This window comes from Candidatus Binatia bacterium, from assembly GCA_023150935.1.
GTDB lineage: Bacteria > Desulfobacterota > Binatia > HRBIN30 > HRBIN30 > JAKLJW01.
This window is the reverse complement of the sequence record JAKLJW010000001.1, coordinates 207,353-230,391: the sequence shown is the minus strand read 5'-3', so window position 1 is coordinate 230,391 and position 23,039 is coordinate 207,353. Positions and strand designations below refer to the sequence as shown.

Below are 23,039 nucleotides of genomic sequence, written 5' to 3'. Positions count from 1 at the left end.
AAGCTGCGTGAAAACTGAAGGAATCGTTCCGAGAGTGCCAGCGTCCCGCATGCCGTATGTCAACGCGACCCGTCGCTCAGAGCGGTAGCGTCAGGTGCGTTGGGAGGTTGTCAAGAAGCGAGCGATCAGAGGTCGCCAGGCGCCAGTTGCGGAAGAGCGCGTGGGCGGCAACCAGCCGGTCGAAGGGGTCACGAGTCCAACGCAGGTCGAGCGTGTGGCGAACCACCGCAGCGAGGGGTGGATCGTCGACCTCCCACCGCGCGTCGCGGGCGACGGCGTCCACCGGATTGTCGGTGGTAAACTTCCCGCGTCCGATCTCCTGCAGAAACTGCATCTCCATCAGGACCACGGGGCTGAAGCGCAATCTGCCCGCGTGCGCCCGCAACGGCGCCGCTCGAGGGTGGGCAGCGAGGAGGAACAGGACCGCGTTCGTGTCGAGCAGGATCATCGCCGTGTCGGTGGCCGGCGGCTGCCCAGGCGCATCGACGCTGCCGGTGCCGCCCACTCCCAGCTCCAACCTCTCTCCAGCAGGTTCGGATCCGTCAGCTCGAAGAATGCCGACTCGCGTCCGGCCTTTCGGACCTTCGCCTCAGCCACGATCCGGAAACGGCGCCCGCGCCGCGCGACGACGACGGCCTCACCGCGCTCGGCACGGTCGAGGGCCGCAGCCAGCTGCTCGCGCAATTCGGAGACGCTATACGCCTTCACATGTACACATGTACATGAAGGGACCACCCACGGCAAGCCTCATCCCAGCAGGAACCGGCTCGACGCCCGGGTGCACGTGTCCGGTTGAGATCGCCCTTCGAGGCTCGGAGCGGCGGGCGGCGTTGCTCGGGACGGCTGTGCCGGCGCAAATCAGCTGCAGCGGCTTGATGGGCGGTGCACGCGCAGAACTGCCCGGGCCCCGACAAGGGAGCCGAGAAGGACCAGCAATGCCCCAAGTAGAATGAACTTGGCAGCACTGAGAGCGGAGAGCGCGACACCAAGCGAAAACCAACGGCTGGGGAAGGTGCCCAGGGCGAGCAGGAAACCGAACTGTTCAAAAAGCTCTACGGCAAGCCCAACGATGGGAAGAAGCACCGCGGTGCGCCACGCGGGCCGGCGCGAGACAAAAGGGCGGAGCAAGGCGCACAGCAACATCAAGACCGTGCCGTAGGCGACAAGGGGATAGTAGAGGTCATAGAATGTGAAGTAGAGGAAGGCCCGGCGCCCCGGCTCGCCGTACTCTTCCAGGAGATCGAAGAGCTGATGGGGCGTGTAGAACGGAATGACGTCGGGAACGGCCCGACCGCCGCTATGAGCGGTTACGTGTGACTGCAGCGCCACGACCCCGAGGGCCGAAGCAGCCCAGATGACGGCGGCGACGGCCAGGTTGCGCGCCGTCGCACGCGACGCCGCCACGCCGTAGATTCGATCGACGATCGGGATGGACGTGGAGAACTCCAGCTGCGCCCCCTAACGACGAGGGGTTTTCCGCCATCCGGCCTCTCGTGCGCGTGCGACGAGAAAAACGGGCGCCGGCCGGATGACGGGAGAACCCTGTTGAACTGGTCCGCGCTGCACCCTCGTTGCTTCCTCTGGAGCTTCTATTCGAAGGGGAACGGCGATGGCAATTGGCGAACGTCAATTACCTTTCCCCACCGGCGACAATTAGACTTCCCCATCGCCAATAGGTCCAACGTTACGAATCTTCCGGTTGGCTGATTATCTCTTCGGTAGGTGTCCTCCTTTCCGACGACGCTGGGGGGGCACGGAAGGAGCACGGAGGGAGCCCGCAGGGCGACCGGAGTGCGACTGGAGTGCCTCCCCAGCGTCGGGCCGCGCGGCGGCGATGGGTGATTTCGGGGGGATAGCTGACCCCGCGGCACCCCGCGATCGTCGATCCAGCGCGCTCTGGGCGGGTCGTTTTTGGCCCCGAGGGGTTCCCGAAGGCATGTGCCACGAGATTTCGCTCCACGGGCGTCACGGCGCCCCCTCGCTGCCCGATGCCCCGCGCCGACCCGCCTTGGCCTCTTCCTCGCGGATGCTCGACCCGGTCATCTCCAAGATGATGGCGTGATGCACCAGGCGGTCAATGGCGGCCATCGTGGTCATCGGGTTCTTGAAGATCTGATCCCACTGCGAGAAGACCAGATTGCTGGCGATCATCACGCTGCGGCGCTCGTACCGCTCGGAGAGAAACGTGAAGAGCACATCCATCTCCTCGCGGTCCTACTGAACGTAGCCGAGATCGTCGAGGATGAAGGCGTCGTAGGCGTCGAGCCGTTTGAGTTCACGGTCGAGCAGCAGATCGCGCTTGGCCGCGAGCAGCCGTTGCACCAGCCGATATGCCGGCGCGAAGAGCACCGCATAGCCGCGCTGCACCAGCTCATGACCGATGGCCGCGAGCAGATGCGTCTTGCCGCGGCCCGGTAACCCGAACGCCAAGACGTTCTCGGCCCGCTGGATGAACCCGCCCTCGCAGAGCGCCGGCACCTGTCGACGGACCTTCGCCGGGAGCTTCTCGGTTTTGAGCGCGCCCAAGGTCTTGTCGGTGGGCAAGCCCGAGCCCTTGCGCAGGCGCTCGATGCGGCGTTGGCGGCGCTCGGTGATTTCCAGCTCGACCAGGCGCCGCAGGTACCCCGCGTGGGTCCACCCCTCGCGCTCGGCTTGCTGGGCGAACGCTTCGTGGGACGCGACGAACGCGGGTAACTTGAGCCCACCAAGCAGCAACCCCAGGCTCTGTGTGAGATCGCTACGCTTCATGGGCCGCTCCCAGCTCAGCCGTGAGCAGGTGGTCGTAGCTGGTCAAATCCACCGCCGGGATCTCCACCACCGGCACGGCGATGGTCTCGGGCGCCACCAGCCGCTTGAGGGTCTCGACCTCGGGACACTGGCCTGCCTCCAGTACCTGCCCCAGAGCCTGCTCGACGTCGTGCTCCATCGTCGACGCGGCCAGGTGCAGGATGCGCAAGTATTCCAGGTCCGCCTTCCACGCATCGCGCCGCGCCGTCAGTGCGTCATAGGCCCGGCGAAAGATCAGCGAGCGGATAGCCGGTACAAACGCCCTGTTTGACATAAGATCGAGTCTCGGACGTTGCCCGCCATCCCCCTCCTCTTTACGATCGCCCCTTCACAGCCCGTATGCAGCGCGGACAAAGCGCGTGTCAACGAAAGATTGCTCCCGCCGAGCCGTCCTCGGACCGTCGCGGCTTGGCGGGAGCCTCGCCCTCCCGTAAGCTCGGTCTCGATGACCTTTCGACAAGGCAATGTGCCCGGGTCTCGATCGCTACCAGACGACGTGGAACCCGGCCGGCACTGGAGGGTGCTGTCACATTACTCGGCGTAACTCAGCGCCGGTCCACCGGCGGCGGTAGTTCGGTGATCAACCGCAGCGCCACCGTTAGCTCATCGAGCTGGAAGTGGGGCTGCAAGTGAATCACCGCTTCGTAACTACCGGGTTTACCGCGAGCCTCGCGTACCGTTACGCGTCCGTCCTTCAGCGGCTTACGGGCGCGCGCCTCGAGGTCGGCGCTCTCGGGGTTTCCGAGGCAGTAGTCCATGAGCCAGCGGTTGAGATAGTCCTCCGCCTGGCGCTGGTCGGTGACCGTGCCGGTCTTATCGCGCATCATCGCCTTGAGGTAGTGCGCGAACCGGGAAGTTGCGAGGATGTACTGAAGCTGCGTGGACAGGCGGGCATTGGCATTGGCCTCGTCGGTGTCGTACGGCCGCGGGCGTTGGCACGACTGCACACTGTAGAACACGGCGAAGTCGGTGCCCTTGCATTGAGCCAGCGGCACGAAGCCGCAGTCGGCCAGCGCCTTCTCCCGTTCCTCGGTTACGGCGTGCTCGAGCGGACCCTTGACGACGACGTGGCCCGCGTCTGTCTCCACCGACGGACTCGGCAACCCGCGCACCAGCCCCCCGCCCTCGACACCCCGGATCGCGGCGCTCCAGCCTGTGCGGGCAAACGCCTCGGCAATCCGCGCGCCGAGCGCAAACGCGGCGTTGCCCCACAGGTACTTCGCGGCGTCCGGCCCCTCGACGTCCTCCCGGAAGACGAAAGAACCGACCTCGACGGTCTCGCTGTCGTACGGCTCGCGCAGCAGGATACGCGGCAGGGTGAGTCCGACGTAGCGGGCATCCTCCATGTCGCGGAACGCCCGCCACTTGACGTACTCGGTGCTGCCGAACAGGCGCGGGAGGTCGGTAGGCAGACCGAGCTGCGCAAAGCTCTCCCAGCCGAACAGCGCCGGGCCGGCGGCGGCGAGAAACGGCGCATGCGCGGCCGCGGCCACTCCGGCCACGCGATCGAGGAGCGCGAAGTCCTGCGGATGACGCCCGAACTCGTAGTCGCCCACGAGCACGCCGAACGGTTCGCCACCGAGAATTCCGTATTCCTCCTCGTAGACTTTCCTGAAGAGCGCGCTCTGGTCGAACTCGCTGGCGCCCTCCAGATCGCGCACCAGATCCGCCCTGGACACTTGCAGGAGGCGCACCTTGAGGGCCGGACTGGTCTCGGTCTGCGCCACGAGATAAGCCACCCCGCGCCATGCCGCTTCCAGGCGCTGGAAGGCGGGAGCGTGCAGGATCTCGTTAACCTGCGCCGACACGAGAACGTCGATATCGGCGATTCGCACACTGAGGACCGCATCGAGGTCGGCCCCCCCACACGCGGCGCTGGCCAGGTCTTGCAGGGCGTCGGAGAACGCCGGTCCGGCCGGCGGTGGGACCTCGCCGCACCGTTGCAGCGCCGCCGCCAACGCCCGCGCATCGCCGTCCTTCTTCACCTGCGACTCGAGCGAGCCGTCGCGGCGTCCGGCCTCGCGCAGGGCGACCAGTTGGCGCCGCAGGCTCACGAGCGCCCGTAGCGGCATGACCTGCCGGGACACCGCTTCCGGGCCGAAATCCTCGAGTGTCCCAAAGCGGATCGTGACCGCGAGCTTGCTGTCCCCCGGGGCCAACCGGTTGGGGACCGAGAAAGTCAGCCGCGGCCGTAGCCCGTCGAGCACGGCGTTCAGGTTGCCGCGACCGATGTCCACAAACATCCGCTCGCGCAACCGCGGCAACGGTGGGTCCGGGTTACCCGCGAAGTCGCCCAGCACCCCGACCACGAACGGCAACTCCTTGCGCCGATCTTCCCCGCCGATGCGCAGATCGTAAGCGATTTGTACCCGCGGGACCCGGCCGCGTCCGCCGCGCCGCTGACCGACCTCTTGCGCCATATCAATCCCTCCGCGACCTTTGCGCCAGAGGCGCCGGCGTTGCCCCTATCACAACCCGCGCGCCGACCGTACCCGCGCCGCCCGACTCTCTGCCGGCAACGGCTCTTGCGCACCCGGTTGCAATCGTGGATACAACTGCCGTCATCAGGTTAGGGGAGTGAGACGGACGGCGCTCGCCGCCGGCCTGCCCGGTATTCGAGAGCGCCCGGAGGTCCACGATGGAGCCGTTACGCCCTGTCTTCTGGGGACAGGGGATGTTCTTGGAACCGCAGCATTTCCAGCAACAGGACTGGTACCACGAGGCCTGCCTGCACCGCTACTTCCGCCTCTTCGTCCCGTTCTGCTGGGGGGTGCGCTCGCTGGCGGTCACCGAGCTTGCCCTGCAGAACTTCGTTTTCCAGATCGAGCATTGCGAGGTCGTAACCTGGGATGGGACGCTGCTGCGGTTTCGCGGCGACGCCGCACCCAGCAATGCGCGGGTCGAGCCGCGCTCTTTCGAAGGCGACCTCGACGCCGGCGGCAAGCCGCTATCGGTATACCTCGCCATCCGCCGGCTCCAACCCGAAGGCAGCAACGTCGAGCAGGCCACGGGTGCGGCCCCCGCAGGCCGCCCGACTCGGGAGGGACCCAGTCACCGGCGTTACTTCCTCGAGAGCGGCTCGGTGGCCGATCTCGGCGCCGCTCAAGACCAGACGTGCGAGGTACACTACCTGGGCTACGACGTACACTTGCTCTACGATGTCCCGGTCGCCCGCTCCCAGGACTACGAGCTGGTGAAGATCGCCGAAGTACTGCGCGCCGCCGACGGCCGCGGCGGAGTGCTCTCGAAGCGCTACATTCCGCCGGCGATCACCGTGCGCTCCTCGCCGGTACTCGAAGGGATCGTGCGCGAGATTCGCGATCTGCTCACGGCAAAGGGCCGCGAACTCGCCGAGTATCGCCGCCGCCGCGGGGGCGAGATCGTGGAGCTCGGTTCGCGCGACGTGGGTTTCCTGCTGATGATGCAGACCGTGAACCGCTACATTCCAGTCCTGCACCACGACCTGGAAGTGGGCGATACCCCGCCGCACGTGGTCTACGCGCGGCTGCGCCAGCTCGTCGGCGAGCTCTCGACTTACTCGGGGAGCGTCTCGGTCCTCGGCGCCACCGGTCAGGAGGACGCGCTACCGCCGTACCGGCACGACCAGCTTTTCCCGTGTTTCGATCTCGCGTCACGACGTATCGGCATGCTGCTCACCGAGATGACGACCGGACCGGTAACCGACGTCCAGCTCCGCTACGACGGCGAGTACTTTTCCGCGGCGGCCATCGACGAGCAGCTCTTCGCCGGCGACAACCGCTACTACCTTGCGATCCGCAGCGATCTCGCGCCGAACGCTCTGCTGGACCTGCTTCAGGACAAGGGGAAGATCACGGCCCTCGAAGACATGCCGAAGCTCGAGAAGTCGTACCTGACCGGGCTGCGGCTCGAAGTGCTGGAGTCGCCCCCGGAAGAGCTGCTGATGCGCGCCCACTACCGGTACTTCCTCATCGACCGGCGCAACGAGCATTGGGGCAAGATTCAAGAACGCCGGACCATGGCGGTCTACTGTCCGGAGTTGCCCACCGACACCGAGATCCGACTGGTGATCGTGTACGGCAAGTAGGCGGGCAATATGAGCACCAGCCTGCGCGATCTCTTCACGCCGGTCATTTCCTACGTGTTGCTCTTCACGCGCTCGACCGGCACCGACCGGTCGTTCGCCAGGCTGCAGGAGGACTTGGACCGGTTGTTTGCCGAACAGGAACGGCTGGTCAAACGGCACGAGATACCGGCCGCCGATTACGACCGCGCGCGATTCGCCGTCGTGGCCTGGGCCGACGAAGCCATTGTCGGACATGCTCATGACATCAACCGCGACCTGGCGCAGAACTGGAAGCGCGCACCGCTGCAGAAGCGGTTTTACGGGACCACCAACGCCGGCGAGGAGTTCTTCGAGCGGCTCGCGGAGGTGCCGGTCACGGACCACGCGGTGCGCGAGATCTATCATCTCTGTCTGTGTCTCGGTTTCCGCGGCCGTTATTACGACGAATCGCAGGAGCACAAGCTCATCCAGGTTCGCCGCGAGCTGGCGCAGCACCTGCCCGATCCGATCCCCGATCTGCTGGAATTGGAGCGCAGCGGCCTCCGCCTGACACCGCAACCCTACGAGGTCCCCGAGCCCCCACCGCGCCGCCCGGCACGCTCGCTCGCGCTGGTCTGGGCGACTCTGGCCTCTGCCGCGCTCGCGGCGCTGGTGTTTTTCCTGCTACCCCGCGGACCGGCCCCCAGGACACCGCCGGAAATTCTCGCGGATCTCCAGACGCGAGTGCGCGGCTTCGAGTGCAGTGCGATAACGGCGGGCTTCGACGATGCCACCGCGACAGCGACGTTGGCCGGCCGGGTCGAAAGCGAGACGCAGCGAGCGCAGGTCACGGCAACCGCGCGAGCGGTTCCCGAGGTGCGCAATGTGCGCGATAACTTGTCGCTGATGCCGCGCCCGTTCTGCGAGGTCGTCGAACTGCTCGAGCCGTTACGGGTGCGTGCGCAACAGGCCGGCACGGCATTGGCCGTCACCCTTCCGAAGGGCTGCAACACCGTCTATCGCCTCGGCGACAGTCTGGTGTTCGAGGTCAGCGCGAAGCGCCCGCTGCAATACGTGTATCTCGACTACTACGTCGCCGACCGCGAAACCGTGGGGCATCTCTATCCCGGTGCGGGCGAAGGGGAGGCGGGGCTGACGGGCACGACATTGACCGTCGGCGGTCCGGACAGCGCGACGAAATGGCAGGTCGAGCCGCCTTTCGGCACCGAGCTCGTGACGGCGATCAGCAGTCCGAAACCCATCCTCGGGACCCGGCCGCCGACCGAACGGGCCGGCGTGTACCTCGATTCCCTGCGCGCGGTGCTGCCCAGCGACGGCACGAGCACGGAGGTCGGCGCCGCCTACTGCTTCATCTCGACGGAAGGCAAGGACTGATGACCGGGTTGCGTGGCAGGCTGCGCAGGCTACGGACGACCGGGACGCGAATGCGGGGGCGGTGGAGGTAATCCGTGGCGGTGCTCGACGACGTCAAGGCCATGGTGCGCTCGGCGGCGGCCGTGTGGGTGGCAGCCGGCATCGCGGCGGTCGGCGCGCTCGGGGCGTCGTGGTGGCTCGGCTGGCTGAGCGTGCCGTGGCTGCTCGCGATTCTGACGTTTGCGGTGGCGATCGGCGTCTTCGCGGGCATTTACTGGGGTCTGCCCCGGCTTCGCGAACGGCGGTTTCTGCAGCAGGAAGGCGCCACACAGGTCATCGGCAGCGGCGAACGGCCGGAGGAATTTCGTGCCCGTTTCACCGGCGCGGTGCAGGCGCTCGCCGCCCTTCCTCAAATGAAAGGCCGGGGCGACCCCGTCTACGCCCTGCCCTGGTACCTCTTGATCGGCCACGGCGGCAGCGGCAAGACCGCTGCGGTGCGCGGCTCGGGCCTGTTCACGCCGCTGTTCACCCCTGCCGCGGAAGCCACCCCCACGGTCAACTACGACTGGTGGGTGGCCAAGACTGCACTCGTGCTGGACACCGCCGGGCGTTACACCACGCAGAGCAATGTCGAGCAGGACCGTGCCGAGTGGTACCGCCTGTTGATGCTGCTGCGCCAGTATCGCGACCGCCAGCCGATTACCGGCCTGGTCGTCGCCGTCGGCGCCGACTGGCTGGCCACGCAACCCGAAGACGCCGTCCGCGCCGCGGCCAGCACCGTGCGCGACCGCATCGAAGAAGCCATTCAGAAGCTCGGTGCCGACTTCCCGGTATACGTGCTGGTCACCCGGTGCGACCTGATCGAGGGTTTCGGCGAGTTCCTCGCCAAGCTACCGCCGGCGATGGCCGACCAGTGTGTCGGCTACGTCGACGAGCAAGGTGCGACCACCCCGCACGACAAGGGGCGCGGCGGTCCCGCCTTGCAACGCCTGCGCGACGCGATGGACGCGATCTACCGCCGCCTGCACACGGCACGGGCGGCGTTGCTGGACAGCAACGTGCCCGAGGCTCTGCGCCCGCCGATCTTCTGCTTCCCCGAGGAGTTTCGGGCGCTGGCGCCTGCCGTGGTTGCCTTCGCCGAGCCGCTGCTCAACGAGGCCGTTAAGTATCACACGCCGCTTTTCCGCGGGATCTTCTTCGCCAGTGCCTTGCAAAGCCCCGAGCGCGTGTCGCTGCTGCGCCGCCACCTCGGCGCGGATCCGACACCGCACCGTGGCGTCGAGGCTCGCAAGCCGCACTTCCTCACCGATCTGTTCGCACACACCCTCCCGCGCGACCGCAATCTGGTCGCGGTAACGCCCGAAGCGCATCGCCGCCGGGGCCTCGTGCGCGGGATGAGCGTGGTCATTGCGGCCGGCATCTGCCTCGCGGTCGCGGGCGTTGTCGGTCGCGAGTACCTGATCGACCGGCAAATCGTGGCGTCGGTGGACGCCGGTGCCTGCCCCGAGGACGGCGGCCCGGCGACCGCCTCCCCGCCCGACCTGACCCGGGTCGAGCGCTGCCGCCAGGCGATCGAAGAGCTTGCCGGCCAGAACGCCGCGCGCTCCGCATGGGGTAAGCAGTGGTTCGCCCGCGGCGCCGACCTCGAGGCCGCCCTGCGAACCCGTTACGTCAGTCGCTTTAACAGCGACGTTGTCGAACCGCTGAATGCCGCTCTCGAACGCGCTTTCGCCGAGCAAAAGGATCCGCTTCCGCTGATGCTGCTGGTTGCCCGTCGGGTGCAGCTCCATCGCCGCTGCGTGTCGGTCTCCGGCTGCACGGACCGCCAGCTGGCCGCCGTCGACAGCGACCACCGCACCCTGCTCGGCCTGGCTGCGGATCGTCGCGCGCCGCCGGACGCCGAGACGACCCTGGCGCGGACGTACGCAGCCTACGTCCTCTGGCAGGCGCCCCCGCGCGAGGTTTTGCGGGGCACCCTGGCTGGCGACGAGAAGCGGCTGCAGCAATGGCTCTCCACCCGAAATTTCAGCCTCGATACCCTCCTCCCGCTGGTTAACCGACAGGCGCCGCCGCTGACGCTCGAAGCCTACTGGAAGCTTCCCGCACCGATCACGCACGACGAGCCCAGGGTGAATGCCGCGTGCACGAAAGCCACCTGGGACGAGGTCGTCGCACCCTTCTTGCAACAACTTCAGGATGCCGTGCCGAGCGTCGCTCCCGCGCTGCAGGCCTTCCGCGAGGACTATCGGCGGACCTGCCTCAGCGAGTGGCAGGCGTTCCTGTCGGCCTTCCCCGAGGGCATGGCGCGCTGGCGCGGCGCCGGTCAGGAGGCCACGCTGGCTGGGCAGCTACTCACGCCCGACTCCCCATTCCATCGGGTGATCGACGACGCCGTCGCCAACCTCCCACCGTGGCTTCCCGCCCGGGCCGACCCGGCTTCGGGACCGCAGTGGACAGCCGCCTTGCAGCAATGGGCCGGGTCGGAGGACCGCCGCGCCTACGCCGCAGCGTCGATCAAGGTCAAAGCGCAGCTCGATAAGTGCCGCTCCGGAGAGAGCTGCGCGGAACTGACGCAAAGCGTATTCGCCGAAGGCGAACCGTCGGCGGAATCCACGGCACCATTCAATCAGGCCGTTTGGAGCGCGCAACAGACGGAAAAAGATCCCGCCGCGGCGGCAGTGCTGACACCCCTGCTGGTTAACCCACTCGCCCTGGTGTGGGATGTCGCCCTGCACGATGTGGGCACCGAACTGCAGAAACACTGGACCGAGCAGGTCGTCGATCCACTGCGTCCGCTGTCCCCGTCGGCGCAGCTCGTGCAGCTCTATGCACCGGGCGGCAAACTCGACGCGTTTATCGAGGCCGAGGTCAAACCCGCTCTGGGCGGCAAAGACCCCGCGGAACTGGCGCAGGCCGGCAAGCGTCTACCGCTGGCGCCGGGTTTCGAGACCCTGCGGGCGCGGCGAGCCGAATTAGGGCCGGTGCTCGACGGATCGGGTGGACCGTATCCGGTGACCGTCGAGGCGGGCCCGACGCGCTTCGAGGCGCACCGCGCCTTTCGCGGCGAGCAGACAGTGTTCTCGATGACCTGCGCCAACAAGGCCTACCGCATCACCAATCGACCCGACGATCCGGCCGAAGCCACCACTGTCGTCCCGTGGTCGGTGCAGACCTGCGGGCCGGCAACAATAACGATCTATTTCTATCCCGGCCTCGGCCCGATTAGCGACGAAGAGAAGGTGACGACCAGGCGACTCGAACTGTCGAAGTCATACGATCCGGGCGTCGGCTTCCTCGCCTTCCTCGATGACTTCGCCTCGGGCACACATCGATTCGCCCTCGACGAGTTGTCCGGCGATCCGGAATCGCTGCGCAGCGGCGTGCAGTCGGTCACCGTCGCGTACCAGGTCGACGCCCCGCCGGCACTCGGCAAGGTTCTCGCCGCGCTCCGCGAGGCCCCGCTTCCCACCGACATCGTGGAGCCATAGCGGTGCCGCACCGGGAGCCCTCCCTACTGCGCCGGCGCTGCACCGCTTTGCTGGATGACGAACGGCGCCCACAGGGCGACCGGCGCAACCGGCTGCGCCGCCTCGCCGCGCTGGTTGGCGTCGCGAAGCCGGCGCAAGGTCACGAGCTGGGCCTGGCGCAGTGCCTCGGGTGCCGACATCCCCTCCCCATACGCGCGATAGAACTGCTCCATCAGGTTGCGCGTCTCCTCGTCGTCGACCGGCCACAGACTCATCACCAGATTGCGCGCGCCGGCGAGCACAAAGGCCCGTCGCAGCCCATACACTCCTTCCCCGGTCTGCACGTCGCCTAGAGCGGTCTGACAGGCGGACAGCACGACCAGTTCGGTGCCGTGCAGGTCCATGTCGGCGACTTCGGCGGCATACAGGACCCCGTCGTCGGCGTTGGGGAGCACGTCGCGCACCCGGTTGACCCCGGCCAGGGCCAGGAACGATCGCAACAGAACGTCGTCGGGCCGGCCGGCCCCCGCACCGCCACCCATCCGCCCCGTGGGATCGGGCGGCTCGTTCGGAGCAGACGCTTCGAACAACCCGTGCGTCGCGAAGTGGAGGATCCGCGGCGGGCGGTCGAGGATGACGTCCCAGACCGCCGGCTCGGTGGCATCGGCGTCCTCGAGGAACTCGGCGCGGCCGCGCACGAGCGGCCGGATCGCCGCGGCCTCGGCGGCAGTGCCGGGCAGTGCGCCGAACTGGTAGCGGAACTGGCCGCGACTCTGCTCGGCCGCCGGCGCTGCCTCGCGGCGGCGACGGCGCCGCCGGGTGTCGGTGGTCACGGTTGTGTCGGCGCTGTCGAATTTCGGGTTCGCCACCATCAGCATGGCGAGCGGAGGCTGGTCACCAGGCTGGGTCCGAAGCAGATCGCGACCGCTGCTCACCAGGGTCACCAGCCGGTCTTCCACCATGTACGTACCCGCCTCACTCCGCAGTGCCGGGAACGGCGCCTTGTTGATCTCGCCGTCGGGACTGACGATCCACACGCGGCGGCCGCGCGCTTCCTCGCCCAGAGGTTCGACAATGGCGCGGTACACGGCGCTCAGGGCGGCATCGGTCTTCTTCTGGTTGGCGACCGGGTCCGTAAACGCCTTCGGATCCTCGATGGCCGCGAAGCCGGCCCGCAGCGCCTTGTCGATTGCCGTGGCATCGCCCAGATCGACGAGCCGCACCGTGCTGTCCGGGGTCAGCACAAACGCCAGGTATCGCTGCGCCGGCATCCACTCCAGCCTCTGGTCGTCCCAATCGCGGATGCGAACGTACTCGACGAGCACGGAGTCCTTCGGCAGACGCGCCGCGACCGCGGCGGCGGTGACGTCGCGTTGCGCCAACTCCTCGGCGACGATGGCACTCTGTTTGCCGAGGGTTCGCTCGTCCTGTTCGATCTCGCGGCGCAATGTATCGATGCGATTGCGGTAGCTCGTCGGGTCGGCGGGGTCGGGGCCCTTCACCAACAGAGCGGACAGCTCTGCCCGGCGCTCGCCGAGGCGCTGCCAGGCGGCGGCCGCCGCACCGTCGAGGCGCCGCGATAGCGCGTCACGCACGCGGGTCTGCACGTCGAGGATCATGCCCTTGCGCCGCAGCACCAGCTCCAGCCCGAGGCGGACCGCGTCCGGATCCTTCGGCAGCCGCCGCTGAATCATCGAGAGCGCCGCCCAGTAGTGTCCCTGCGCCTGCCGCAGGAGATTGAGCCGCTGTTGCTCGTCGCCCGCGGCGACGAAGTCGGCAAGGATGCGATCCTCGGCGGCCAGGGCCCGGCGGAACAGTTCGAGGGCCTGCCGATAATTGCCGACGGCCTGCGCGGTCGTTGCCAGCATGACGAGCGCGTTTGCGGTCTCGGGGTGATCGGCGCCGAGCACCTGTTCGCGCGCGGTCGCGGCCTGCTTGAAGAGATCGCGCATCTGATCGAGCACGACGACGCTGCGGGCGTTGGCGGCGACGTTCTGGCGCCAGAGGGCCCAGCCCTGGTTGATCTGTGCGGCGGCCGCCGCCAGTCCGGGTTCGGCGGCGGCCGTGCACGACTTAGCCTGCGCCGACAGTTCCTGCGCCCGAGCGTGCAGGCGGGTTTGATCGGCGCCGGACCCGAGTTTGGACAATCGCAAATACGTTGCCGCCAGGTTGGAGCGGGTTGCGCAGGTGGAAGGGTGGCCGGCGCCGAGTGCGGTTTCCTTGATCTTGAGGGCGCGTTCGAAGCCTTCGGCGGCCTCGGTCAGAGCTGCTGCAGCCTCCTGCCGGTCGCCTTTTGCGTCCAAGGTCGTGCCGCGGCCGGCGAGAACGGCGGCCAGGTTGCCTTCGGATTCCGCGATCAGAGGATCGGCGGCGGGCAACCTTTTTTTCCGGATCGCGAGCGCGCGTCGAATGGGAGCGGCGGCGCGTTCGGGTTGTTTCAGGTAGAGGAAGACGACACCGAGGTCGTTCAACGATTCGGCGGTTTCCGGGTCGTCCGGGCCGCGCGTCGTCTCGCGGATGGCGAGGGCGCGCTCGGCCGTTTCCTGCGCGCGCACGTACTGGCCGAGGCCGAGGTAAGCTGCCGAGAGCACGTTCAGGGAGGCGGCGGTTTCCGGATCGTCAGGTCCGTGGAGCCGTTCGTCCAGCTCGACGGCATGCTGGGCAGTTTGCAGCGCGGCGTCGAACTTCTCCGCGCGAATTTCATCCCTCGCGCGCGCCCGCAACTGACCTGCAGATTCGTCTGCAACCGCCTGCCGGCACAGGGCCGAGGCAATCGTCACAAGAGCCACGACGGCGACCAGCGGCCAGCGCCGGGCCCACCGTTCGACTCCGGCCGCGGTACCGCCGCCCCGGTCTCGCGTCGTTTCGAAGGCCACCGGGTCCGTCCGAAAGCCTTCCACGCCTTCCCCTCAGTCGTCGGCCGGCGGGACCATGTCGATCCCGCGCGGGGCACGACCGACCGGGATCCGCGCCACGATCGATCCGGGTGGGTCGACCAGGGCGACCCCGATATCGAAGACCGTAACCTCGCCCCCGGGACCATCCGTTACGTAAGCGAAGCGTCCGTCGGGCGTAACGGCAACGCCGCGGACCAACTCGCCGATCGGAACCGTGGCCACAACCGCCGAAGTGGGCAACGTCAGTGCCTGCTCCACATCGACGATCGAAACACTCCGCCCGTTGACGTTGGCAACCAGAGCGTACTGCTCGTCGGGGGTAAGATCGATGTCCTGGGGACCGTCACCCACGCTTACGGTCGCCAGAATCCGGGTGACGTCGGGCGGCGCGCTGCCTTCGCGCGAGGCAACGATCGACATGTTGTCACTCTCGAAATTGGCGACCAACACGACACCGAGCGCCCGGGAGAAGGCCATGCCTCGCGGGTTGGTACCCACCGAGAGTTTTCTGAGCGGCGTCAGGTCGGATATCCGCAGGATCGTCACCGAGTTCACCTCGCCGACGCGCCCCACGGTGGCGCTATTGCTGACGAACGCGGTGTCGCGTTCGTTGTCGATCACGATGTCGTACGGGTCGGCGAAACTCCCGCCCGAAATGCTTGCGGAGGTCCGCTGGGTCGCCTTGTCGATGCGGAAGAGAGCGTTACTGGTCCCGGCCTGGGTCACGAGGACATCCCGAATGGGGCCCGTGACTGGAACCACGAAGGCGACGCCGCGCGTCCCCTTTCCCGTATCGACCGGAACGATCGTGGGCGGCACCACCCGGTTGCTCGCAACGGATATGACCGAAACAGACCCCGACAAACCGGTCTGACCGAAGCTGGCAACGTAGACGACGTCACCCTCCGGGCTGGCGACGACGTTCTCCGGCTGGGTGCCGACCGGGACGGTCGCAATGACCCGCCGCAGCGCCGTGTCGATGACCGACACGGTGTTGTCCAGCGAGTTGGCGACGTAGGCGAAGAAGCGTCTCGGTGTCTGCGTCGCCGTAGGCGTGATCGTCGCCGACAGCGTCGGGCCCGAGGTTGCCGTGTGCGTCGGAGTAGCCGTTGCCGAATTAGTCGGCGTATGCGTCGGGATGGGAGTGACCGACAGCGTCGCCGTCGCCGTAGCCGTACCGGTTGCGCTATGCGTGGGCGTCGCCGTGGCCGTGTTTGTGGGTGTGTGTGTAGGGGTTGAGGTAAGCGTCCGCGTCGCCGTATCGGTCGCCGTCGGCGTGGCGACGGCCGTCGGGGTGAAGGTGGGCGTCGCGCTGGGCGTCGCGGTCGGCGTATGAGTCGGCATCCTGATGCAGGACCTGCTATCCGAAAGCACGTTGAACCACGCCGTCAATCCCTCTTCGAAAACCACCTGGCCGTCGCCGTTCATGTCGCACGCGACACACATGCTGGCCGGCACACGGGGCTCGACACGGTTTGCCATCTTCACGCAAAGAAAACCTTCGCTTACCCCGACCGGGAACTCCGGCTCCGGCGCCTGCCGAGGATCCCAGTTGCAATCGCCCACACAGGGGGCCGCGTTGGCGGCGGGCGGCCCCGTCAACACCTCGCCTAAAGCCAGCGCCGCCCCCAGCGCCAGCGTGAAGCCCGCGCCGCGCAGTGCGCCGCGAGCCCATCGGATTCCACCCCGGTAGCTCATATGATTGCGCCCCCAGTGCTCAAAACCGACCAACCGGCAACCCGGACCACAGCACTGTCGCGCCCGCCCCCGGACAAGCCCCACCTGGCCGCCTCGTTGTTGACAAACCGAACACGCAGGCGCTACCGGTGCTGTAGTCATTCCATAAGCACGGCACCGGCATGGATGTAAAGACCGTTTTCTGTTGCGGTTTCTCCGGCGCCACCCCAGATCGCGGGGGGCGAGGCGCAACCGGGTCAAGAAGGCGGCCCAGCGCAAATCTCCCTCTCCGACTCGTGTTCGCGGGTCTGTTGGCACTGTTCGCCTGGACCGCGCCCGGAGTGGCGGCGGCCCGATCTTGCATCGGCGACTGCGACGGCGACGGGACGATAACCGTCGACGAGATAGTCCTCCTGGTTAACATCGCCATCGGCAACGCCCCGGTGCAGGCCTGTCCGGGCATCGGCGAGACGGTCGAGATCGACACCATCGTGGCGGCGGTCGGCGATGCCCTGCAAGGTTGCGACGCTGCCCCGGGCATAACCGTTGGGACGGTAAGCGTGGCGGCCGGTGCCGTGGGAGACTTGCCGGTCAGCCTCGACGCCGCATTCTCGCAGTCGGTTTACGGAACGCAGAACTCCCTGGCAATTCCGCCCGAACTCGAGCTCGCAGGCGAGTGCCGTCCGGCCACCGGCGATCTCGCCGGGGTCTTCACGAAATTCAGCGGCCCCGAGTGCCCGACCTCCGAATGCGTGCGTGCGATGATCGTGAGCCGGGGCGGCCGCGCCTCCCCGATCCCTGCCGGCCAACCGTTGTATGTGTGCGCGGTGCGTGTCGCAGCGGGCACCCAGCCAGGCCGACTCCCCGTGAGTTGTGCCGAGACCACAACCGTCGGGGTCATCGTCGAAGGCATTCCAAGAGGCCTCGCCGCTATCTGCCGCGGCGGCGCGGTGACGGTGACACCGTGAGGCAGCCGTCAAGTTGCGACAATCCCCGGTTTTCGGGTTGACAAGGGCGAGGCAGTCGCGGTATCGGGGCCGTACATCTTGTGTTGCGGGCCCCAGGGGGGGCAGAGGGGGAAGTGGTTTGTCGTCAGGCTTCTCACAGCGGTCGATCTCAGCCTTGACGGGCGCGGCGTTGCTGCTCGTGGCCCTGGCTGGTTGCGATGCCGGAACGTCGTCGGAAGGCGGTTCCGGTTCGCTCGCGTTCCGCGCCGCCTGGCCGCGGGCGGGAAGCCAGGCCGGCGACGAGTGCGACGGTTTCAGCGCCGAAACCGAGATACCGCGTGACGTCGAAGCCATTCGGATCGTGTTCAGCTCGAACGAAGTAAGCGGCGAAGGCACTGCTAGTTGCTGTACGGCGATCCCGCGCGGCGATCCGACCTTCCGCGCCCGGCAACTCAAGATCGTAGATCTGCGGCGGGGAGAGGCGATATTTTCGATCGCCGGTTTCCCGTCGGACGTCGTACCCGCTCCCGCCGGTATATCCGGGCGCTGCCCGACCGACCCGGCGAATCTCGGTGTCGACTGCGCCGCTCCCGATCAAGCGGTTGGACCGAACTACGACAGCGGAGACGTCGGCAGGAAGATCGAGCCGCAAACCGATTCGGGGGTGGTCTGTGTCAAGCGGCTGGGTACGCTCACGCCAACGCCGACACAGACACCGACCGCGACACCGACGTCGACGGCAACCTCGACGGCAACCGCGACATCGACACCGACATCCTCGCCGACGCACACGTCGACCCCGATCTTCACGAACACGCCGACGAACACCCCGACGCCGACCCCCACGAGCACGGACACGCACACCCCCACGGCGACGCCGACACCCACCGACACGGCAACGACAACGCCGACAGACACCCCGACGCCGACACCAACGCCGACGGCCAGCGTGGTCGTCATTCGCGTCGGCTCGGGTAGCGCTGCCCCGGGTGGGACCACGTCCTTCGCGGTCAGCATTGACGCTTCCGATCAACTGGTGATCGCGACCCAGAACCACGTATCGTTCGATCCGGCGCTGATTCAGATCAACCCGCAACCGACGCAAACACCGGGGGGCACGCCCGTACCGGACTGCAGTGTGAACGGCGCCCTCGGGGTCCCACTGACAACCGCGTTCCTGCCGTTGGGGTGCGAGCCCGGGTTGGATTGCAATGCGGTCCGGGCGATCGTCGGCGATCCCTTTGTGCCGGAGCCGATTCAGATCCCGTCGGCAATCCTGTACACCTGCGCGGTGACCGTAAGTCCTACGGCGAGCGGTCGGGCGCCTCTCGAATGCCCGCGCGGAGATGCCGAGTACACCACCCTGGTCGATGGGGTACCGACGCAACGGACCCCGGAATGCACCGATGGCTTCATTGAGATCAGATAGGGAGCGGCCAACGGTGCGGGTGCGGCCGCAGGGAAGGACGTGGGCACAGGTCGCTGCGCTGTGTCTGTTCCTGTCCGCCACGGCGTTAGCGTCCGAGCGCTCGGAACTTCTTTACTCCCGCGGCCTCGTGGACTTTCATGCCGGAAAGTATCAGGCAGCGTTGCAGAAGTTCGACGAGGCGGTCGCCGCCGATCCGGCCGACACCTTCGCGCGGTACTATCGCGGCATCACGCAGGCGCGCCTCGGTAACAACGCCGCGGCCGTGGACGACCTCAAGGCTGCCCTCGCGGCCAAGCCGGATCTGCAACAGGGCTGGCTCGAGCTCGGCGACGCTCTGGTGCAGACCGGGCAGTACGACGACGCCATCCCGTGGCTCGAAAAGGCGCAGGGCGTGCCGGCGCTGGCTGCCGATGCGTCGTTCTCCCTCGGCCTCGCGCAACTGCGCACGGGCGACCTTGCCGGAGCGCGGACCAACTTCGCACGCGCCGGCACAAGCGACGCGAAACTGGATGTTCCGAGCAAGTACTACCTTGGCGTCACTTCTTATCAGGCTCAGGACTGGGCCGCCGCTCAGACGTACTTCGACAGTGTCATCGCCACCAATCCCGACTCCGCGATGGCGAAGGAGTCGCAGGCCTTTCTGGACAAGTTGACGGAGGGCGCGGCACCCCTGGCACGACCGTACACGCTGTATGCCTCGCTCGGATTGCAGTACGACAGCAACGTAGTTCTCGCCCCGTCGGACGAGCCGCTGCAGAATCAGTACGGATTCGGCAGGCAGGCAGATGGACGCGTGGTATTGCTAGCCGGCGGCGTCTATGCCGCACGGCTGACCGATCGTGCCACCTTAACGCTCGGCTACGACTTCTCGCAAACACTGCATTTCAGCCTCAACAGTAACAACCTCATGGACAATCGGCCCGCAGTGCAGTTCATCTACGATGCCGGGCCGGTCCGCTTGGGATTGCTCGGTCAGTACGACTACTACGTGCGGCAGACGAGCAGCTACTTGTCCCAGGCCACGGCCCTGCCGTGGCTGTCGGTACCGGAGGGCGACTTCGGCCGCACGGAGATCTACTTCAGGTACAGGTACTGGGATTTCCTCGAACCGGACGTCGAGGTGCTCGACGGCAACAACTACTCGCCGGGTGTACGCCAGTACGGCTACTTTGGCGCGCCGGACCGTTACGCCTTTCTCGGTTACCGCTTCGACACTCAGGTCCCGACCAGGACCTCCGGAGACGAGTTCGGCTATAACGGCAACGAGGTGCAGGTAGGCGGTGGGTGGGGATTCCCGCTGGGCATCGGCGCACAGCTGGAGTTCGACTACCGTTACGAGGATTACGATCCGGCCAGCGACGGCCGTAAAGATAACCAGTACCGGATACTCTGCTCGGCGAACAAGTCATTGACCAGTTATCTCGATCTCACGCTCGCCTACTTCGGCTTGTTCAACGATTCCAATCAGGGAGTCTATACGTATGACCGCAACATCGTTTCGCTCGCGGTCACGGCCAGGTACTGAAGTCATGTGGTCCAGGTTCCACAGATTCGCCCTGTCGGTTGCGTTCCTGCTGGCGCCCGTGACGGCGACAGCGCAAACCGTGGGGACGATTGCGGCGCTCGACGGCACCGCCGAGGTAGGCCGCGAGGGAGCATGGACACCGGCGGCCCTCGGAGCCGAGGTCCACGCCGGCGACGCTCTGCGCACGGGTCCATCAGGGCGGGTGTTGCTGAGCCTGGGCGACGAAGCCTTAAACATTGGGGAGGACTCTGAGGTCCTCCTCGAACGTCTGGCACCTGCCGACGTGGCAGAATCGACGTCGAAGGTGAAGCTGGAGCGCGGTTCGCTGCGCACCGTTGTCAGTGACCAGCGAGCAGCGCGGTCGCGGTTCGAGGTCGTCACACCGGTGGCGATTGCCGCGGTGACCGGGACGGAGTTCGTCATGACGTACGACCCCGTAGCCGAGGTCAGCGACGTCGTCGGTGTCGCAGGGACTGTGCAGGTGCATAGCAATCGCTGGCCGACGCGGCGCGGGGTGGCGGTCACCGCGCAAGAGGTCAGTACGATCAGGCGCGGCGCGGCCCCATCGCGGCCGACGCGCATCGCCGATGCCAGCTTCCGGCAGTACATTGAAGACCTGGAGATTGTCCCCAGCACCCTACCTGCAATGGCCGCGGCACGTATGGGCACCGCGGGCACCGTCCCGCAAGCTGACCGAGCGGGCGCATTCAAGGGTCCCCCCGGGGTCAGCCAGCCTCAAAAGCCAGACGTCAAGACGTGCTGGGGGGGAACCTGCTGGGTGCCCGCCGACCCGCCGATGCAACCCCCAGACGCCATTCAGCGCGGCAGCCTCAACGTCCGCTTCTAACCCCGCGCCCCCACGCCCTCAGACCCTCAAGTCCCCCCCGCCATAGACCCCACCCCCGACTTCCGCTACGTCAGAGGTCGCCTGCGGAGGGGTGGGTGAGTGGTTGAAACCACCGGTCTTGAAAACCGGCAGCCCGCAAGGGCTCGGGGGTTCGAATCCCTCCCCCTCCGCTGTGACTCCCGTACCGTACCGCGCTGCACCCAACCGTACTCTCCACGTTCCATGTCGAGGAGTCCCAGAATGCCGACCGATGCACCGTCACTGCGCGTGTACGCCTTCACCTGCGGTTCGCTTACGGTACCCACCGCCCTGCTGCTCGATGGCGAATCCGGCCACCTCACCGTCCCCGTCCCCGCCTTCCTGATCGATCATCCTAAGGGCCGCGCCCTCTTCGATACCGGGCTTCACGTCGATGCCCAGACCGATGCCAACACCCGGCTGGGTCGGCTCGCGCCGTTCCACACCGTGCATTTCGACCCCGGCGAGGAAATCGGCACCCGCCTTGCGCAGGTCGACTGCGCGCCGGAGCGGGTCGATCTCGTCATCAACTCCCACCTGCACTTCGATCACTGCGGCGGCAACGCGCAACTCCCGAACGCCACCCTGCTTGTGCAACGACGGGAATGGGAGGCCGCCCACGACGCCGATCTCGTCGAGCGGGTGTACTACGACCCGCAGGACTACGATCACGGCCATCGTTTGCGCCTGATCGACGGCGAGCACGACGTCTTCGGAGACGGATCGGTGGTATGCCTGCCGACCCACGGGCACACGCCGGGGCACCAATCTCTCCGGATACGCGTCGGCGGAGACGACCTGGTACTCGCGGCAGACGCCTGTTACCTGCGGCGCACGCTCGACAACCTCCATCTCCCCACGGCCGTCTTCGATCGCGAACAAATGGTAGCCGCGCTCCGACGTTTACGCGCACTTCGCGACCGAGGAGCTTTCATCGTCACCGGACACGATCCGGAAATGTGGCGATCGATAGCCCACGCGCCCGCGCCCCTACTCTCGACCGGGATATCGGGACCGACCGAGACATGACCGCCGCGTACGGGTAGGCTAACCCGGCCGCCGCGGCGAGACGACCACGCACTGCGTCGGCGGCAGGCGGACGCTCACAGACCTCTCCGCTCGGAGGGGAATGTATCCCGACTCATCGGCTCGGGAAGGACGGCACCGGCGGCACGGAACAAGGCGGGGGCAATAACGGTGACGTAGAGGGCAACCAGCAGCATCTGAATCCAGATGGCCGCTGTTTTCCCGATACCGGCGGCGACCAGCCCCCGCTGCAGTGGGTCGAGAAAAGCGAAGAGGAAGGCGATCCCGAGCGTGGCCGCCACCAGCGCCACCGTCCAGCTCTGGTGGCGGCGAAAACCGATTCGATGGCGGTCGTAGAGCACGCCGGCCCACCAGCCGAGCAGAAAGGCAAGGATGGCGCTCGCTCCGCCCGGGCCGTCCGGCCCAGGCCACGCCAACCAGACGATCGGTTGCACGGCGACCAGCAACGCAAGCTGCGCCAGGGGATGCAGATCGTGCCAATGCCGAAAACGGTCCGAGAGCAGTAAGCGGAAGATCGCCAGACTGGCGAAGCCCGCGGCGAGACCGATGACCACGTCCTCGACGTCGTGCACGCCCAGATAGAGGCGGCTGAATGAGACTCCGGCCACGATCGCGAGCGCCGCGACCCACACCCATGCGCGACGCAGTTCGTAGGCGAGCCAGAGCCACATGGCGGCCGCCACCTGCGCATGCCCGCTGGGCATTCCGTAGGAGTCGCCCACGCGAGCGTCGAGAGCGAAGGCCGGATCGGGGCGGGGGTCATGGAAGGCGTCCTTGAGGAACGCATTGAGCAAGGCGGTCATGACGACGAGTACCGCGAGACGCGTAAACAGGCCCTTGTCCCAGAGCCAGTACCCGAGCGGCAGGCAGGCGAGGAAGAACGGAACGTAACCGAGCGCCGTGAAGCCATTCATCACCGCCGTCATCGCCTCGGAGCGCAGCGGCAGTACCCAGTGGAGATCGTGCCAGACTGAGGTCATCGGCCCGGTTGGAGCCTCCG

General features: G+C 67.0%; 14 protein-coding genes, 1 tRNA gene and 2 pseudogenes. 9 read left to right on the top strand and 8 right to left on the bottom strand.

Annotation, left to right across the window (positions count from 1 at the left end):
* Positions 1-76 precede the first annotated feature (76 nt).
* From L6Q96_00980 to tssC, 5 genes and pseudogenes are all read right to left on the bottom strand, one after another.
* Entirely contained in the window at positions 77-517 is a 441-nt protein-coding gene (locus tag L6Q96_00980; GenBank protein ID MCK6553150.1) for a PIN domain-containing protein, read from the bottom strand.
* Positions 518-858: 341 nt separating this feature from the next.
* Complete coding sequence (locus tag L6Q96_00975) at positions 859-1,404, bottom strand: hypothetical protein (protein ID MCK6553149.1); 546 nt, start codon at positions 1,402-1,404, stop codon at positions 859-861.
* Between the two features lie 561 nt (positions 1,405-1,965).
* A pseudogene (gene istB, locus L6Q96_00970) lies at positions 1,966-2,748 on the bottom strand (IS21-like element helper ATPase IstB).
* A complete protein-coding gene (locus L6Q96_00965; protein MCK6553148.1) occupies positions 2,738-3,061 on the bottom strand; it encodes a hypothetical protein in 324 nt (107 codons plus the stop codon). The pseudogene istB and the gene L6Q96_00965 overlap by 11 nt, the downstream one beginning before the upstream one ends.
* Before the next feature lie 271 nt (positions 3,062-3,332).
* On the bottom strand, positions 3,333-5,207 hold the full coding sequence (tssC, locus tag L6Q96_00960) for a type VI secretion system contractile sheath large subunit (GenBank protein ID MCK6553147.1): 1,875 nt from the start codon (positions 5,205-5,207) through the stop codon (positions 3,333-3,335).
* Positions 5,208-5,425: 218 nt separating this feature from the next.
* On the opposite strand from tssC, the gene tssK reads away from it, so the two are divergent.
* The 3 genes from tssK to L6Q96_00945 all read left to right on the top strand — a co-directional run bounded on the left by tssK (position 5,426) and on the right by L6Q96_00945 (position 11,673).
* Positions 5,426-6,853 (top strand): type VI secretion system baseplate subunit TssK, encoded by a 1,428-nt coding sequence (gene tssK, locus L6Q96_00955; GenBank protein ID MCK6553146.1) that lies wholly within the window; start codon positions 5,426-5,428, stop codon positions 6,851-6,853.
* A gap of 9 nt (positions 6,854-6,862) precedes the next feature.
* Complete coding sequence (locus L6Q96_00950) at positions 6,863-8,206, top strand: DotU/TssL family secretion system protein (GenBank protein MCK6553145.1); 1,344 nt, start codon at positions 6,863-6,865, stop codon at positions 8,204-8,206.
* Between the two features lie 74 nt (positions 8,207-8,280).
* Positions 8,281-11,673 (top strand): hypothetical protein, encoded by a 3,393-nt coding sequence (locus L6Q96_00945; GenBank protein ID MCK6553144.1) that lies wholly within the window; start codon positions 8,281-8,283, stop codon positions 11,671-11,673.
* A gap of 23 nt (positions 11,674-11,696) precedes the next feature.
* Here the strand turns inward: L6Q96_00945 and L6Q96_00940 are convergent, their stop codons facing one another.
* The gene (locus L6Q96_00940) at positions 11,697-14,552 is read right to left on the bottom strand and encodes a CHAT domain-containing protein (protein ID MCK6553143.1); all 2,856 of its coding nucleotides are present in this window, start codon (positions 14,550-14,552) and stop codon (positions 11,697-11,699) included.
* Positions 14,553-14,561: 9 nt separating this feature from the next.
* Positions 14,562-16,247 (bottom strand): beta-propeller fold lactonase family protein, encoded by a 1,686-nt coding sequence (locus L6Q96_00935; protein ID MCK6553142.1) that lies wholly within the window; start codon positions 16,245-16,247, stop codon positions 14,562-14,564.
* A 290-nt stretch (positions 16,248-16,537) separates the two neighbouring features.
* Between L6Q96_00935 and L6Q96_00930 the strand changes: the two genes are divergently transcribed.
* The 6 genes and pseudogenes from L6Q96_00930 to L6Q96_00905 all read left to right on the top strand — a co-directional run bounded on the left by L6Q96_00930 (position 16,538) and on the right by L6Q96_00905 (position 22,021).
* On the top strand, positions 16,538-17,194 hold the full coding sequence (locus tag L6Q96_00930; GenBank protein MCK6553141.1) for a hypothetical protein: 657 nt from the start codon (positions 16,538-16,540) through the stop codon (positions 17,192-17,194).
* Positions 17,195-17,870: 676 nt separating this feature from the next.
* Positions 17,871-18,602: pseudogene (locus L6Q96_00925) on the top strand (hypothetical protein).
* A gap of 13 nt (positions 18,603-18,615) precedes the next feature.
* Positions 18,616-20,127, top strand: coding sequence for a tetratricopeptide repeat protein (locus tag L6Q96_00920; protein ID MCK6553140.1), 1,512 nt, complete (start codon positions 18,616-18,618; stop codon positions 20,125-20,127).
* 4 nt (positions 20,128-20,131) lie between these two features.
* Complete coding sequence (locus L6Q96_00915) at positions 20,132-20,974, top strand: FecR family protein (GenBank protein MCK6553139.1); 843 nt, start codon at positions 20,132-20,134, stop codon at positions 20,972-20,974.
* Between the two features lie 85 nt (positions 20,975-21,059).
* A tRNA-Ser gene (locus tag L6Q96_00910) sits at positions 21,060-21,144 on the top strand.
* 70 nt (positions 21,145-21,214) lie between these two features.
* A complete protein-coding gene (locus L6Q96_00905) occupies positions 21,215-22,021 on the top strand; it encodes an N-acyl homoserine lactonase family protein (GenBank protein ID MCK6553138.1) in 807 nt (268 codons plus the stop codon).
* Between the two features lie 74 nt (positions 22,022-22,095).
* Here the strand turns inward: L6Q96_00905 and L6Q96_00900 are convergent, their stop codons facing one another.
* A complete protein-coding gene (locus L6Q96_00900; GenBank protein ID MCK6553137.1) occupies positions 22,096-23,019 on the bottom strand; it encodes a phosphatase PAP2 family protein in 924 nt (307 codons plus the stop codon).
* Positions 23,020-23,039 lie beyond the last annotated feature (20 nt).

Excerpts from the sequence above, each read along its gene's own strand:
- L6Q96_00950 (MCK6553145.1), top strand. The coding sequence starts at position 6,863 with ATGAGCACCAGCCTGCGCGATCTCTTCACGCCGGTCATTTCCTACGTG.
- L6Q96_00915 (MCK6553139.1), top strand. The coding sequence starts at position 20,132 with ATGTGGTCCAGGTTCCACAGATTCGCCCTGTCGGTTGCGTTCCTGCTG.
- L6Q96_00905 (MCK6553138.1), top strand. The coding sequence starts at position 21,215 with ATGCCGACCGATGCACCGTCACTGCGCGTGTACGCCTTCACCTGCGGT.
- tssK (MCK6553146.1), top strand. The coding sequence starts at position 5,426 with ATGGAGCCGTTACGCCCTGTCTTCTGGGGACAGGGGATGTTCTTGGAA.
- tssC (MCK6553147.1), bottom strand. The coding sequence starts at position 5,207 with ATGGCGCAAGAGGTCGGTCAGCGGCGCGGCGGACGCGGCCGGGTCCCG.
- L6Q96_00935 (MCK6553142.1), bottom strand. The coding sequence starts at position 16,247 with ATGAGCTACCGGGGTGGAATCCGATGGGCTCGCGGCGCACTGCGCGGC.
- L6Q96_00965 (MCK6553148.1), bottom strand. The coding sequence starts at position 3,061 with ATGTCAAACAGGGCGTTTGTACCGGCTATCCGCTCGCTGATCTTTCGC.
- L6Q96_00900 (MCK6553137.1), bottom strand. The coding sequence starts at position 23,019 with ATGACCTCAGTCTGGCACGATCTCCACTGGGTACTGCCGCTGCGCTCC.